Origin of the sequence: Enterocloster alcoholdehydrogenati, from assembly GCF_013282095.1 — a bacterium.
In the GTDB taxonomy this organism is placed as follows: domain Bacteria; phylum Bacillota; class Clostridia; order Lachnospirales; family Lachnospiraceae; genus Enterocloster; species Enterocloster alcoholdehydrogenati.
The window spans coordinates 136187-150611 of record NZ_BLTJ01000001.1 but is presented as its reverse complement, the minus strand read 5'-3'; the positions used below and the strand labels follow the sequence as shown (position 1 = coordinate 150611).

Below are 14425 nucleotides of genomic sequence, written 5' to 3'. Positions count from 1 at the left end.
AATCACCTTCTTTCATCAGTCTCCGCTGGATTCGCCGGACACACTGGAAGCGCCGGAGCCCATGATCTGTTCAAAGCTGGTATAACCATAGTAGTATTCATAAACCTGTTTTCCCAGAGCGGCGGCGTTGGTTCCTGCATAGCCATAGGGAATATTTACTGTTACCGCGATCTCAGGATTGGAGTAAGGGGCAAAGGATACAAAGAAAGCATGGTTTGCCCGGCTTCTGTCCTCCTGAGCCGTACCGGTTTTTCCTGCCACTTCCACAGGACAGTCTGCAAATGTTTTTTTGGCAGAACCATCTGTAATAACGCGGCGGATACCGGATTGTACGGCATCCCAGGTTGAGGTCTTGGCATCGATCTGCGAGCTGACCTTTGGAGTGTAATCCTCAATGAGGTTTCCGTCGGAATCGGTCAGCTTATCAAGAAGGCTTAATTCAAAGACAGTTCCGCGGTTTGCCACAGCAGCAATATATCTGGAAAGCTGCACATTGCTGTAGGAGTTGGTTCCCTGTCCCATGGCAGAGCGTTCAGGATCCTCCGTCGTCAGATGAGGCTCTGTTTCAGGCAGTTCAATGCCTGAGGTATGATCAAGACCAAACATACTGGCGTATTTTCGGATCGCTGCAAGCCCCTTTTCCGGAGAATAGGTGCCGTCTTCGGTAAGGCTTAAGCGGTGTCCCAGCTCCGCAAATACCACATTACAGGAGTTTTGAATACCGGCTACGATATCTTCCACCCCATGGCGTCCGGGAGCGATCCAACAGCTGATGGGAGGATTTGCCAGTTCATAGACGCCGGTACACTCAATTGTATCTGAGAGTGAGATTACCCCTTCCTCCAGGGCAGCCACTGCCGTAATGGGCTTAAAGGTGGAACCTGGAGCCTTGATCGCCTGGGTTGCGTTGTTGTACAGAGGATTGGACATATCATTCTGAAGCTTTGCAAAGTAGTTGGCGTCCACACTGCCGGACATCTTGTTGTTGTCATAGCTTGGGTAGGATACAAGGGCCAGAACTTCGCCGGTACGCACATCCGTGACAACGCAGCCTGCGGTGCAGGGATCTAAGGCCAGCTGGGCCGGTGTCAGCTCCAGATTGGATATCTTCTTTTTTATAAAATTAAACGTATAGACACTGTCTCCGCCTGCCAGAGCTGCCTGGGCGGCAGGATCCGGCTCCAGGACTCCCTGATCAAAGAGGGCCAGGCACAGCTGACTGCCGGTGATCACATTGTCGTTAATCAGATAACGGAACATACGCTTGGTAAAACTGCCGTCGTCCTCAAGGCTGGAAATAATATAATCAACCAGCTGGTTATAAATATCGTCGGCGTTGGAATATTTGCTGGAAGAATCAAGCTTTGTAGTATCTACCCAGCTTCCTGCGATGCCGCTGTAGATATAATCACGCAGGCTGATGGTTCCTTCTTTCCAGGCCAGATACTCCTGAGAGCCGGTGTCAATTTTATCACGCTTAACAATTCCCGTATCCTCTGAGGCCAGAAAGCTGTAGATGTAATTCATATAGCTTTTCATATCCTCCGGCAGATCATTCATAGCGCTGGCATGGGAGCTTAAAAGCTCATTTTTAATATCTGTCAGGATTCGGTCTCTGGATGAGGTATAGGTGCTGTAAATCTGCTTTTCAACGGCAGACGCATCGGGGGCGGACATGGCCTCCAGGGACAGAACGTTGTTGTTGATCAGCTGATAATAGGCATTTTTTACAGGGATTGGTTTTTTGGAACCGTCTTTTACACTGGCTGGATCCACATCCTCATTTACAAGAAATTTCGTGATAATGCCGGCCAGCTGCTGCTCCATCAGCTTGTAGGTAGCAATCTGGAGATCGCGGTCAATGGTCAGATAGACGTCGTTTCCCGCTCTGGCATCCTGCTGTTCAATGATCTCTCTGGGACGTCCCATATTATCCACATACATTTTGGTATAGCCCTTTTCTCCCTGAAGATCCAGTTCCATGGATTTTTCAATGCCAATACGCCCGACTACGTCGTTCAGGTCATACTTTTCATCTTCATTTGTCTTGCTGTTGCCTTTTTGGTTTTCCTCTTCCCTCCACTGCTCATTGAGGCTGTCTACCTGATCCTCCTGGACCTTTCCGGTGTAGCCGATGATCGGTGCGAAATAAAGGCTGTCATTATAGACGCGGATGTAGCTTTCCTCTACGGAAACACCTTTCAGATCAGCCGCATTCTCATTGATCTCAGTCATGGTCTCCTGGCTTACATTGGTGGCCACTGTAGTGGTCTCATACTTCTGAAATTCCGTCAGCTTCATGGTATAGATAATGTTGATCATATCTAAGGCTGTCTGATCGGAAAGCTCCAGAGGATTGCCATTCTCATCCTTCATCTCATTCAGATTATAGCCGTCTCTTCCGGAACTTTTTTTCAGTTCAAAGGCCTCTCTGGCCGTAATATCCGAGCGATAGCGTCCGCTTGCATCGTCCAGCTTTTCAGCGGAAATTCCGTAGAAATTAAGAAGGAACCGCTTTTTGGCTGCATTGGATGAGGTGGTAAAATACATCTGTCCGTTTTCATCCATGGCGATCTCAAGCTTTCCTTCTACCTTCTCTCCTCGGCGTTCCAGGATCGAAACCAGACGGTAGATCATGGCGTTGCGGTCAGCCGGCTTTGGATAATCGCCCAGATCCTGAAGGGTAACAGAATAGGACAGTTCATTATAGGCCAGAAGCTTTCCGTTGCGGTCATAGATATTTCCGCGGGTGCCAGGGGTAGTTACCGTCTTTTCCGTGCGCTGCATATAGGATTCCTGGTAATCATTTCCCTGGATGATCTGCAGGTTAAAAAGCTTGCTTATAAGGCCTGCGTACATAATGGTAAAGATCACCGCCAGGGCGAACAGCCTGGAGGAACAGAGCCTTTTTAAAAATTCCTTTACAACTTCTCTCAGTTCATCAAACAATGGTGGTATCTCTCCTTTTTCCTATGTCCTCCACCCGCCGGCTGGCAGATAGAAACAGACGGTATATGAGAAGGGTGGTGACTGCTGTGAAAATGATCTCCGGCAGCATGATTTTAATAAAATAATAAGGGAGGTTTAAACGTCCACGGATCAGGAAACGGAACACATAAATGTACATACAGTACCACAGGCCGTTTGCCACACTCAGGATCAGGGGCAGGGTGATGTAGTCTTCGTAGTAATATTTTGTAAAAATTCCGTTAAAATAGCCGATCCAGACGTAAATCAGGGTATAAAAGCCAAAAGGCCCGCTGTAAAACAGATCGAGAAGCAGGCCGGAAATGACCCCGTAAAACATTCCTGCATTCTTTCCGTGGATAAATCCAAAGGAAAAGGTAAGGATCAGCAGCAGATTGGGTACTGCCGCCAGAAAGGGAAGCAGGGGGAAAACACAGTTCTGGATAGTAAAGGCCAGAACGATAAAGCCTATATTGATAAGAATTTGCTTAAGCTTTGCGCTGGTCGTCACTGGTTTGCCACCTCTTCTCCCTCTTTTAAATCCGTCAGGATCAGTACCTCCTGAAGATTGTCAAAATTCGCTGCCGGAATCAGGTAGCCGGACTGGGTCAGGTGATCCGGATCAATGGTTACGTCCACGGCATAGCCGATCAGAATACCTGGAAGGAATTTGGTACTGATATTGGAGGTAATGATCTGATCACCGTCCTTTAAGACTGCATCCTTGGAAAAGTCTGTCAGCTTAAGCCGCCCTTCTTCATAGAGGGTCAGATCGCCTGCAACAATACAGTTATAGGAGGAATCCACGGACATGGCCCCTACCCGGCTGGAATCGTCAATAATGGAACGGACGGTAGCATAGTTGGCGCCCACATCTGTGACAATGCCTACCAGACCGCCGTCAGCTACTACGTTCATATCCACGGCTACACCGTCGGCAGAACCCTTGTTGATCCGGAATACCTGAAACCATTTTTCGGAGTCTCTGGCAATTACCCTGGCACCGATCTTGTTGTACTGCATATATTCCTGATCCAGTTCATAGAGCTGGCGCAGGCGGTTTAACTCAAACTGCTGGGCCTGAAGACGGTTATTTTCCTCGGTCAGCTGGGCTACCTGGTTTTTTAAACTGTCGTTTTCGGACAGAGCCGTCTTTAGGCGGGTTAAATCCGTAAGTTCATTGTACAGGCCGGTTCCCACCCGGTTGACTCCGGTCTGGATTGGGATCAGAAAATATCCCACGCCAGTCCTTAGGGGCTCTAAAATACCGTCCTTTAAGGAGGTGATCCCAATGAGCAGAATACAAAGCAGGGTCAGCCCGGAAAGGATATATTTGCTGCGTTTTGATTCCATGAATATTCGTTCCTCTTTCATGTGTTAATTTACATCAGGTTTTCGCGGCGGAAACTTAAATACCGCTTATCTCCGATGATCAGATGGTCAATCAGAGTAATCCCCACCACCTCTCCTGCTTCACGGATCCGGCAGGTCAGAAGCCTGTCTGATCTGCTGGGAGCGGGATCGCCGCTTGGATGGTTGTGAACCAGGATCATACCCACGGCCAGACAGCGCAGTCCCTCAATGAGGATCTCTCTGGGTGTGATCACCGAGGCATTGACGGTGCCTCTGGAAACAAGGAAATCCCGGATCAGGTGCTGTTTTGTGTTAAGGTACATAACACGGATCTCTTCCTGCTCCAGGTGCCGCATATCTTCCATATAGTAGTCTGCGATCTGATCCGGTTGGGTAAAAGCCACGGGCTGCCCGCCTGCTTTCTGTTTCCAGATGCGCCTGGAAAGTTCCCCGATACATAAAAGCTGGATGGCTTTTACAGGACCTACGCCACGGATTTTCTGCAGTTCCTGTAAGGAGCAGTGGAGAAGGCCTAAAAGTCCTTCTCCCTTCTGGCCGCAGGAAAGGATCTTCTCTGCAAGCTCCAGCGAGGTGGCGCTGCTGCTCCCGGTCCGTATGATTACGGCTAAAAGCTCACTGTCTGTCAGGGATTTTGGCCCCTGTGCCATGCATTTTTCATAGGGACGCTGCCCTTTTGGCAGATCCTTCATTGTAATTCTTTCCATTTGTTCTCCTGACTACGCACCTCTCCAAGTACATTTTCAGGGATAAATGAAATATTTGCAGTCTTAAGTAAGAGCTTCAGATCATGCGATAGATAATCAGGGCAATGGCTACACCAATGATGCTTGCCATGGTGATCTTGATGGTGAGGCCGAAGGTGATGACTAAAAGGCCGAAATCAATCACCAGAGGGGTGTCCAGACCGAAGGACTGGCCGTAGTTAAGCCATTTGAGCCAGACGACGCCGTCTGCCAGCTGTCCGATAAATCCGCCCAGAACAATGCCGGTAAGAAGCATGATCAGAAGGATCCAGAAGTTTTTGTATCCCATAAGCAAATCTCCCTTAAGCAGCCCCATAGACCGGGGCGCTTATCATATTACCATAAGTTTTTTGGGGTGTCATCTGAAAAAATTCTTAAGAAAAAGAGGGATCAGAGTGAAACTACCCCATCATCTACCAGCTGCTGCAGAGACTTTAAGATGCCAAGCTTTGCATGATACCAGGTCAATCCCCCCTGGAAATACACGGCGTAAGGAGGCTTAATAGGGCCGTCGGCGCTGAGCTCGATGGAGGAACCCTGGACAAATGCACCGGCTGCCATGATCACGGGGCTGTCATACCCCGGCATATCCCATGGCTCAGGAGTAACGAAACTGTCTACGGGAGCCGCTGCCTGGATGCCTTTGCAGAAGGAGATCACACCCTCCGGGGAGCCGAAGGTAATGGCCTGGATAATATCATGGCGGGATTCAGAACCGTTTGGCACAACGCCATATCCCAGGCGCTCATAGATGTTGGCTGCGAAAACAGCGCCCTTTAAGGCTCCTGCCACTACTGTGGGAGAAAGGAAAAGCCCCTGGTAGAGCGGCTGGTTCAATCCAAGGCTGGCTCCTACCTCTTTTCCAAGGCCGGGAGCGCTTAAACGGTAGGAGGCGCGGTCTACGCAGTCCTTTCTTCCGGCGATATAGCCGCCGATGGGAGCCAGGCCGCCCCCTGGGTTTTTGATCAGGGAGCCTACGATCATATCTGCTCCTGCATCCGTAGGCTCAATGGTCTCCACAAATTCTCCGTAGCAGTTGTCTACCATGCAGATTACTTCTGGTTTGATCCTTTTTACAAAGGCAATGAGTTCGCCGATCTGCCGTACAGAAAATGTGGGACGGGGATCATAGCCTTTGGAACGCTGGATCGTTACCAGCTTTGTTTTGTCATTGATAGCCTTTGCAATGTTATCATAGTCAAAGGCGCCGTCTGGCAGCAGATCCACCTGGCGATAAGATACGCCGTACTCCTTTAAGGAGCCTGCGGAATCGCGGATACCAATGACCTCCTCTAAAGTATCGTACGGTTTTCCCGCTGGTGAAAGCAGCTCATCCCCCGGCCGAAGATTGCCGGAAAGGGCAATGTGCAGCGCATGAGTTCCGCTCATGAGCTGGGGGCGCACCAGGGCGCTTTCTGTGTGAAATACTCTGGAATATACCTCTTCCAGGGTATCGCGTCCCAGATCGTTGTAGCCGTAGCCTGTGGTTGCGGAAAAATGGACATCACTGACACGGCATTCCTGCATGGCGTGGATGACCTTCAGCTGATTGTACTCTGCCCGCTCATCGATCTCCTGAAAGCGCGGTTTTAACTGCTCTTCTATGTCGGCGGCGAAATCAAGGACCTTCTGGCTGATGCCCAGTGTTTCGTACATACCGGTTATTACATTCTGTTCCATTGATCTGACTCCATTCTTAAAAATGATCGTCCCGAATGCTTCAGGACGTACGGTTTGTCATTGTAGCACGATTCCTTCCTTCGCGCAATCCTTAAGGATCTGTTTTAACGCTGTTTCCGTGTCGTCAGGAGCGCCTAAAAGACGGAGCCAGCGCACGTCCCGCTCCCGTCTGAACCAGGTCAGCTGACGCTTGGCAAAGTGGCGCGTATCTCGTTTTAAAATGTAAACGGCCTCTTCCAGCGTAATGTTTCCATCCAGATAATCCAGAATTTCCTTATAGCCCAGCCCCTGCATGGAGGTCTGGCCCCGACAGCAGCCTATTTCCTTTAAATGCCTCACTTCCGTCACCAGCCCCTGTTCCATCATCTGATCCACCCGCCGGTCGATCCGTTCATAAAGACGGGTGCGGTCTGTGTCCAGGACATAATAAAGGAAGCGATAGGGAGATTCCTTTCTGTGCATGGATTCGTTATGCTGTGAGATTTTTTCTCCGGTCTGATAATAATACTCGATGGCACGGATCACACGCTTGATATTATTGGGGTGAATCTGAGCTGCTGCTTTTGGGTCTACAGCCTGAAGGCGTCTGTGCAGAAGCGCAGGAGCTTCCGGGCCAGAGCGTGCGGCCAGATCCTCTAATTCTCGTCGGATTGGATTTTTCTCACTGTCATCCCCTTCATTTTCTTTAAAATCAATATCATAGAGGAGGGCCTGGATATAAAAGCCGGTTCCTCCTGCGATGATGGGGATTTTTCCGCGTGACCAGATATCGCAGGCGGCCTGCTTGGCCAGTTTCTGGAAGGTGACTACATTAAATTCCTCGTCAGGATCTAAGATATCGATCAGATGATGAGGAATATTCTCCATCTCTTCCGACGTGATTTTGGCAGAGCCGATATCCATACAGCGGTATACCTGCATGGAATCGGCGCTGATGATTTCGCCGTTGACCGCCTTGGCCAGACGAATGGAAAGGGCGGTTTTCCCCACAGCAGTGGGGCCGGTGAGAACAATGAGAGGTTTTTTCTCAGATTCCATAATAGGTACTCTCTCCTTCCTGTTTGATCTTTTATACAATTCGTTTGAACTTCTTTTCCAGTTCATAGCGGCTCATGGAAATGATGGTGGGCCGGCCGTGAGGGCAGGCGTAGGGATTGTCCAGATCCAAAAGCTGGTCGATCAGCCGGTCTGCTTCCAGCGCGGACATGGTATGGCGGCCCTTGACGGCTGCCTTACAGGACATGGAAGCGATTTTTTCGTATATAATATCAGGATTGTGGACGCTCATATCTTCGGAAAGACCGTCGATCATCTCTAAAAGCAGTTCTTTCTTTGCGATAGAGAACAGGTTGGCAGGCACTGCACGGACTGTATACTCCCGTCCTCCAAATGGCTCGATTTCGAATCCGATTTCTTTAAAGTATTTCATGTACTGGTCAAGAAGCAGGGCTTCTCCGGGATTCAGGGTAAGGATGATGGGAGGATTTACAAGCTGGGAGTCATACTGCCTGTCCTTCAGGGAACGGACAGTTTTCTCATAGAGCACCTTTTCATGGGCCGCGTGCTGGTCTATGATATAGAGCTGATCGTTGTATTCCACCATCCAGTAGGTATCAAAGAGCTGCCCGATGAGCCGATGTTTTAAACGGGATCTGGGATCCAGAAGCTTTGCGTCAAAGAGATCCATCTGCCGGGGAGGTTCCGATCCGGCAGATGAGGATGGGATTACGTGAGATTTTTTCTCTGATTTGTGTGCTTCCTGATCCCAGTGAGGCACTTCCTCTCTTGCGTAAGAAAGCTGCGGCACAGGTGTATCCTGTTTCTTAGTCTTATCCGGGATTACACTGCCAGTAAGACTAAGCGTACCTGCTGTTTCTGCTGCCGCTGCTACTGGGGGATGGGCTGTCTGGCCGGGAGAACCATAAGAAGTCTCCCGCCTGCTTTCCGGTCTGCTGTTACTGTTCGCCGCCTCCAGCTGATTTCTGCGCTGTTTTTCAAAAGGCTCCGGCCGCTGGGGCGCGCGCTCTTCTCTCCGCTTTCTGGCCGCCTCCTCCCGCTTTCTCTCCGTCTCATCCAGCACTACCTCTGGAATCAGTTCCCTGTGGGCCAACGCTTCCCCTACCGCCTCCACCGTCCGCTTAAAGACGTATTCTCCATCGCTGAAACGCAACTCCATTTTAGTAGGATGAACGTTTACATCCAGCGTCTCCGGCTCAATGGAAAAATGCAGCATAGTGAAAGGATATTTGTGCTGCATCATAAACGGCTTATAGGCCTCCTCGATGCCTTTTGAGATAAGATTGCTGCGGACATACCTGCCATTTACAAAGTAATTCTCATAATTGCGGTTGGAACGGGCGATTACGGGCTTGCCAATATAGCCGGTGATATGGATTCCCTCATATACTGCATCCACCTGAAGCAGATTAGAGGTGATTTCCCGTCCGAATACAGTATAGATCAGATCCTTCAGATTGCTGTTCCCGGAGGTATAAAGCTTATTCTGATTGTTCTGGATGAAACGGATCGAGATATCCGGGTGGGAAAGGGCGATTTTTTCTACCACGGCGGCCACATGAGTCCCCTCAGTCATGGGTGTTTTTAAAAACCTCTTTCGTACCGGGGTATTAAAGAACAGATTTCTGGCGATGATGGTGGTGCCTTCCGGAGTACCCACCTCTTCCGTCCCGCGTTCTATCCCGCCTTCGATCTGATAGCGGGTACCGGTAAAGCTGTCCGCTGTTTTCGATATCAGCTCTACCTGTGAGACGGCGGCAATACTGGCCAGAGCCTCTCCTCGAAATCCCAGAGAAGCAACGGTGCTTAGATCATCCGCAGACCGGATCTTGCTGGTGGCATGGCGGAGAAAAGCCGTGGGAATCTGATCCCTGGGGATGCCGCAGCCGTTATCCGTAATACGGATCAGGCTGCATCCGCCGTCACGAATCTCCACAGTAACCGCCGTAGACTGGGCGTCAATGGCATTTTCCAAAAGCTCCTTTACCACAGAAGCCGGCCGCTCAATGACTTCGCCGGCTGCAATTTTATTGATAGTAGCCTGATCCAGAATAGAAATCATAGCCATGGTCAAAACCTCCCTTATAATCCCATAGGGTCTGTGATGGGAAAGCTGCCTACAGATCCATCAGGCCGTCCAGAACATGAACCTTCATGCGTCCCTGTTCCAGGTTCACTTCCAGGATGCAGTCTCCGATGGCAGGAAGGAGCAGTTCTTTCCCGTTTTTCAGTTCCACTACATAGACATCATTGGCTCCGGTTACAAGTACGTCCTTCACGGTTCCCAGTTCCAGCCCTTTATCATCTGCCACAGACAGGCCGATGAGATCGGTGATAAAATATTCATTCTCTTTCAGTTCTACAGCCTGGTCTCTGGTGATCATAAGATCCCTCTGTCTCCAGTTTTCTACATCATTGATGCTGTCGTAGCCCCTAAACTTTAAGATCACCATATTTTTAAAGAATTTCACCTGTTCGATGGAAAGCTCCAGGGGTTCCTTTCCATCCAAAATCACCTGTTTCAGATTTTTAAAACGTTTGGCGTCATCAGTGGTAGGAAATACCTTTACTTCTCCACGCACGCCGTGGGTGGAGGTGATTACGCCTACTCGCAGCATCTGTTCCATATTTTACAACTCACTTTCTGATTATTCCCATGGGCCGGCTGATCTGCTGACCCTAGTTGAGCCATGTAACGAAACAAACCGCCGGCCAAACAGCCGGCGGTCCGCCTTTACTGGATCTCAACAATTACTTTCCTGTCTTCCTTAGAGGCAGCGGCCTTGACTACGGAACGGATTGCCTTGGCGATCCTGCCTTGCTTGCCAATGACTTTTCCCATATCGGCAGGAGCTACCTTAAGCTCGATCAATGTATCTTCGCCTTTCATTGACTCGGTAACGACTACTTCGTCTGGATTATCGACCAATGCCTTAGCGATCACTTCGACTAATTCCTTCATCTCTCCACCTCGTCTGCAAAGAATATATTACTGAATACCAGCGATCTTTAACAGCTTTGCAACTGTCTCAGTTGGCTGAGCGCCGTTTGCTAACCACTTCTTAGCAGCTTCCTCATTAAACTTGATTACGCTTGGATCCTTGGTAGAATCATAGTATCCAACTTCCTCGATGAATCTTCCATCTCTTGGGGATCTGGAATCTGCAACCACGATTCTATAGAAAGGAGCCTTCTTCTGTCCCATTCTTCTTAATCTCATCTTTACTGCCATTTTTCTTACCTCCGTAAAATCACTTTCTATTATGGTTTGTGTTATCTTATATTAGACAAACAGGATACATTCCTGTATGACTAGCCCGTTTTAAAATGGAAGCTTAAGCTTTCCGCCCATGAGGCTGCCAAGACCTCCAAAGCCTTTTCGCTTTCCGCCGCCCATAAGGCCCGGCATCTGCTTCATCATTTTTTTCATCTGGTCAAACTGCTTTACCAGACGGTTTACTTCGCTGACATCCACGCCTGCGCCCTTTGCAATGCGCTGCTTTCTGGAAGGGTTCATAAGGCCTGGATTCGCCCTCTCCTCTTTCGTCATCGAAAGGATAATGGATTCTACACGGCGCAGGGAGCGCTCTCCTTCATCCATATCGACGCCGGCAAGCTGGCTTCCCATACCGGGCATCATGGAGAGGATACTTCCCATACCGCCCATCTTCTTGATCTGCTGCATCTGAGACAGGAAATCGTTATAATCAAATTCCGCCTTACGCAGTTTCTGGGACAGCTCCTTGGCCTGTTCTTCATCCACCTCGGCGGCTGCCTTCTCAATCAGGGACTGGATATCACCCATTCCAAGGATACGGGAAGCCATACGATCGGGATAAAACTGTTCTAAATCAGAAAGTTTCTCTCCCATACCGATATAGAGGATCGGCTTGCCTGTAACGGAACGGATGGAAAGAGCCGCACCGCCTCTCGTGTCGCCGTCCAGCTTGGTAAGGATTACGCCGTCGATGCCCACCTTGTCATTAAAGGTACCGGCTACATTTACCGCGTCCTGACCCGTCATGGCATCTACCACCAGGAGGGTCTGATATACTTCCACCGCCTCCCGGATCCGGATCAGCTCTTCCATCATGCTTTCATCGATGTGAAGGCGTCCTGCCGTATCCAGAATCACTACATTAAAGCCGTTTTTAGAGGCGTGTTCGATGGCTCCCTTTGCGATATCCACGGGACTGATCTTGTCTCCCATGGTAAATACAGGGATTCCCACCTTTTCGCCGTTGACCTGCAGCTGCTTAATAGCTGCTGGACGGTATACATCACAGGCTGCAAGGAGAGGCTTTCTGCCCTTTGTCTTTAGCTTGGCTGCGATCTTTGCCGTTGTGGTCGTCTTACCTGCACCCTGAAGACCGGCCATCATGATAACCGTGATCTCGCTGGCGGGCTTTAGGGCGATCTCAGTCGTCTCAGATCCCATGAGCTTTATCAGCTCTTCGGTCACGATCTTGATCACTGTCTGGCCTGGCGTCAGACTTCCAAACACCTCTTCGCCTACGGCACGCTCCTGAATGGAACTGATAAACTGCTTTACCACCTTGAAGCTTACGTCGGCTTCCAAAAGAGCCATCTTCACTTCCTTTAAGGCGGCCTTTACATCAGCCTCAGACAGGCGGCCCTTGCCGCGCAGATTTTTGAAAATATTCTGCAATTTATCGGATAAGCTTTCAAAAGCCATTGATAACCTCCTGAAGGTCTCTTGCTGTAAGGATCACAGCGCTGCCGTGATCTGCCCGGACAGGCTGCGGATCTCATCAATCAGCGTCATATCGCGGGTTCTGGCACAGGTATCTGCCATCTGATCCAGCTCATGCACCATTTCCCGGATCTTCATGAATTTTGCTACTAATTGAAGCTTTGATTCATATTCTTCCAGTATTCGGTCGCACCGCTTTTTCAAGTCATGGACGCTCTGACGGCTGATTCCCTGCTCCTTTGCAATCTCGCTGGGAGAAAGGTCATTCAGCACCATATCCTCATAAATACGGCGCTGGTGCTCTGTCAGCAGTTCTCCATAGAAATCATACAGCAGACCCTGTTCAACAATCTTTTCCATTTCAACCACCTGTGTTATCATACACGATAGCGGTCTTTTTGTCAAGCGTTTTTACTTGACGTTTTATACATCTCGATCATTTCCTTTATAAAATCGCGGTCAAGGATGAGATTTTCCGTCAGAGGGTTGATAACCATGGGGTCTCGTCCTGCTGCCCTGAGGCAGTCTAAAAAGGAAAATACCATACAGCCCCACTCTTCCCGCTTATAGGCTTTCTGAAATTCCAGCCAGTCAGTGAACACAGGAAGGAACAGTGTATGATCGTTGTTCTCAACACGCGGAAAGAAAAGGCCGTTCTCTTTGCCTGCGTCGATAGTATTTTGTCCCCTGTTTAAGCCTTCGGTCTTGTCAAATTTTACAGGTACAAGAAGTTTGGCTGATAAAAGCTCTTTTTTCAGATGTTCCTTCCTGGAAGCTACGTTTTCCGCTCGTTCAGAGTAGGAAACGTGCCAGCGGATCTCCTCCAGATACTCCGCCATAGAATAGCGAAAGGAAGGATTGATAACCGGTACTTCCAGGGAGCGGCCCATTTCTTCTTCAGGATCCTTTAACAGATCTGCCCGGTTTACGAAAAGCTGGTAAGAGCCATTGTCAATGAGCAGCTTTTCCATACCCAGAAAATAAAGCCAGGCAAAGAGACTTAAATGACCCGGGAGACCGGTGCGCTCTTTTTTGATCTCCTGTAAGAGCAGGTGGCGGTGATACTGTTCCTCATAAAAATGAAGCGCCTGGGAGGCCAGCTCCTTTGCAGAGTATACATCCACAGTGTCTCCGATGATCAGCGGAAGGCTGGAACCCTCGTCTAACAGGATATACAGGGCGGGAGCCGCCTTTAACTTTTCTAAAACCGTGTCATAGAGAAGCTGGCCCTTGCTCTCATAGCCGGATACGTTTTCCTGGCGGTGCATCTGCTGCAGGCGGCACAGCAGGAAAATTGTTTCCTGAATGGTAAGCGGGACTAAGGCAGCGTCCGTCAGCCCTTCTTCCAGAAGGGTTTCCAGCTCCTCCTCACGCCCGGCTCCCAGGGGGCCTGCGGGACGGAATGCCCTTTCCTGTGCCTTGGCAGCGGATAAAAGGGCATTCCGGGCATCCGTATCCTGTACGACTACCGTACTTCCTGCCGGGGCGGCCGCCAGGGAAGGCTGTCTTACAGGAACTCCTGCAGGAATATCCAGGGCTGCCGGGCCTACGCCGGTAAGTTCCTTTACGGCCTCTGCCAGCTCCTCTGTTACAGACACCAGCACAGCGCCTTCCTCCGGGATCTGCTCTTTTTTAACCCCGTCCAGCTTAAAACCGTAATGAGCTCCGTAGGTTCCCTTCATATCATAAGAGGCAGCCCGCAAAAGCTTGGTTCCCTGCTCAATGCCCGTGATGCGGCATTTAAAGACCGGCTCCCCCAGTGCATTTAAGCAGACAGCCTCTGTTCCGGGAATCAGCCGGCCGCGGGTAAGCTTTCCCGTGGCCACGGCGCTGTTTCCCTTTAAGGCATAGGCTCCGTCGATGACAAATTCAAATCCATCCTCAAGTTTCTTTCTTCCAAATGAAAATAATCCCATTGTTTCCTCCTGGT

14 protein-coding genes are annotated in these 14425 nt (G+C 49.8%); all 14 read right to left on the bottom strand.

Annotated elements, in window-relative coordinates; translation table 11 throughout:
• Positions 1-15: 15 nt before the first annotated feature.
• The 14 genes from HW447_RS00705 to HW447_RS00640 all read right to left on the bottom strand — a co-directional run bounded on the left by HW447_RS00705 (position 16) and on the right by HW447_RS00640 (position 14411).
• Positions 16-2949 carry a penicillin-binding transpeptidase domain-containing protein gene (locus tag HW447_RS00705; RefSeq protein ID WP_176253401.1) on the bottom strand — a complete coding sequence of 978 codons (2934 nt, stop codon included), beginning with the start codon at positions 2947-2949 and terminating at the stop codon, positions 16-18.
• Complete coding sequence (gene mreD / locus HW447_RS00700) at positions 2942-3478, bottom strand: rod shape-determining protein MreD (RefSeq protein WP_176253400.1); 537 nt, start codon at positions 3476-3478, stop codon at positions 2942-2944. The genes HW447_RS00705 and mreD overlap by 8 nt, the downstream gene beginning before the upstream one ends.
• A complete protein-coding gene (gene mreC, locus HW447_RS00695) occupies positions 3475-4320 on the bottom strand; it encodes a rod shape-determining protein MreC (RefSeq protein ID WP_176253399.1) in 846 nt (281 codons plus the stop codon). The genes mreD and mreC overlap by 4 nt, the downstream gene beginning before the upstream one ends.
• A 29-nt stretch (positions 4321-4349) precedes the next feature.
• Complete coding sequence (radC, locus tag HW447_RS00690) at positions 4350-5045, bottom strand: RadC family protein (RefSeq protein WP_176253398.1); 696 nt, start codon at positions 5043-5045, stop codon at positions 4350-4352.
• Between the two features lie 76 nt (positions 5046-5121).
• Positions 5122-5373, bottom strand: a complete 252-nt coding sequence (locus tag HW447_RS00685) for a DUF4321 domain-containing protein (protein ID WP_176253397.1) — start codon at positions 5371-5373, stop codon at positions 5122-5124.
• Between the two features lie 101 nt (positions 5374-5474).
• The gene (locus tag HW447_RS00680) at positions 5475-6764 is read right to left on the bottom strand and encodes a methionine gamma-lyase family protein (RefSeq protein WP_176253396.1); all 1290 of its coding nucleotides are present in this window, start codon (positions 6762-6764) and stop codon (positions 5475-5477) included.
• Between the two features lie 57 nt (positions 6765-6821).
• Positions 6822-7802, bottom strand: a complete 981-nt coding sequence (gene miaA, locus HW447_RS00675; protein ID WP_176253395.1) for a tRNA (adenosine(37)-N6)-dimethylallyltransferase MiaA — start codon at positions 7800-7802, stop codon at positions 6822-6824.
• Between the two features lie 31 nt (positions 7803-7833).
• Positions 7834-9849: a DNA mismatch repair endonuclease MutL gene (gene mutL, locus HW447_RS00670; protein ID WP_176253394.1), complete on the bottom strand. Its 2016-nt coding sequence runs from the start codon at positions 9847-9849 to the stop codon at positions 7834-7836.
• A gap of 49 nt (positions 9850-9898) precedes the next feature.
• Positions 9899-10408 (bottom strand): ribosome maturation factor RimM, encoded by a 510-nt coding sequence (gene rimM / locus HW447_RS00665; protein ID WP_176253393.1) that lies wholly within the window; start codon positions 10406-10408, stop codon positions 9899-9901.
• 107 nt (positions 10409-10515) lie between these two features.
• Positions 10516-10743 carry a KH domain-containing protein gene (locus HW447_RS00660; protein WP_066548526.1) on the bottom strand — a complete coding sequence of 76 codons (228 nt, stop codon included), beginning with the start codon at positions 10741-10743 and terminating at the stop codon, positions 10516-10518.
• A 27-nt stretch (positions 10744-10770) separates the two neighbouring features.
• Positions 10771-11013: a 30S ribosomal protein S16 gene (gene rpsP / locus HW447_RS00655; protein WP_066548529.1), complete on the bottom strand. Its 243-nt coding sequence runs from the start codon at positions 11011-11013 to the stop codon at positions 10771-10773.
• 90 nt (positions 11014-11103) lie between these two features.
• Positions 11104-12477, bottom strand: coding sequence for a signal recognition particle protein (gene ffh / locus HW447_RS00650; RefSeq protein ID WP_176253392.1), 1374 nt, complete (start codon positions 12475-12477; stop codon positions 11104-11106).
• A 33-nt stretch (positions 12478-12510) separates the two neighbouring features.
• The gene (gene ylxM / locus HW447_RS00645; RefSeq protein ID WP_176253391.1) at positions 12511-12855 is read right to left on the bottom strand and encodes a YlxM family DNA-binding protein; all 345 of its coding nucleotides are present in this window, start codon (positions 12853-12855) and stop codon (positions 12511-12513) included.
• Positions 12856-12896: 41 nt separating this feature from the next.
• Positions 12897-14411 (bottom strand): SseB family protein, encoded by a 1515-nt coding sequence (locus tag HW447_RS00640; protein ID WP_176253390.1) that lies wholly within the window; start codon positions 14409-14411, stop codon positions 12897-12899.
• Positions 14412-14425 lie beyond the last annotated feature (14 nt).

Coding starts and splice junctions, on each gene's coding strand:
- rimM (WP_176253393.1), bottom strand. CDS start 10,408: ATGGAACAGATGCTGCGAGTAGGCGTAATCACCTCCACCCACGGCGTG.
- ylxM (WP_176253391.1), bottom strand. CDS start 12,855: ATGGAAAAGATTGTTGAACAGGGTCTGCTGTATGATTTCTATGGAGAA.
- rpsP (WP_066548529.1), bottom strand. CDS start 11,013: ATGGCAGTAAAGATGAGATTAAGAAGAATGGGACAGAAGAAGGCTCCT.
- HW447_RS00640 (WP_176253390.1), bottom strand. CDS start 14,411: ATGGGATTATTTTCATTTGGAAGAAAGAAACTTGAGGATGGATTTGAA.
- mreC (WP_176253399.1), bottom strand. CDS start 4,320: ATGGAATCAAAACGCAGCAAATATATCCTTTCCGGGCTGACCCTGCTT.
- HW447_RS00680 (WP_176253396.1), bottom strand. CDS start 6,764: ATGGAACAGAATGTAATAACCGGTATGTACGAAACACTGGGCATCAGC.
- mutL (WP_176253394.1), bottom strand. CDS start 9,849: ATGGCTATGATTTCTATTCTGGATCAGGCTACTATCAATAAAATTGCA.
- HW447_RS00660 (WP_066548526.1), bottom strand. CDS start 10,743: ATGAAGGAATTAGTCGAAGTGATCGCTAAGGCATTGGTCGATAATCCA.
- miaA (WP_176253395.1), bottom strand. CDS start 7,802: ATGGAATCTGAGAAAAAACCTCTCATTGTTCTCACCGGCCCCACTGCT.
- radC (WP_176253398.1), bottom strand. CDS start 5,045: ATGGAAAGAATTACAATGAAGGATCTGCCAAAAGGGCAGCGTCCCTAT.
- ffh (WP_176253392.1), bottom strand. CDS start 12,477: ATGGCTTTTGAAAGCTTATCCGATAAATTGCAGAATATTTTCAAAAAT.
- HW447_RS00685 (WP_176253397.1), bottom strand. CDS start 5,373: ATGGGATACAAAAACTTCTGGATCCTTCTGATCATGCTTCTTACCGGC.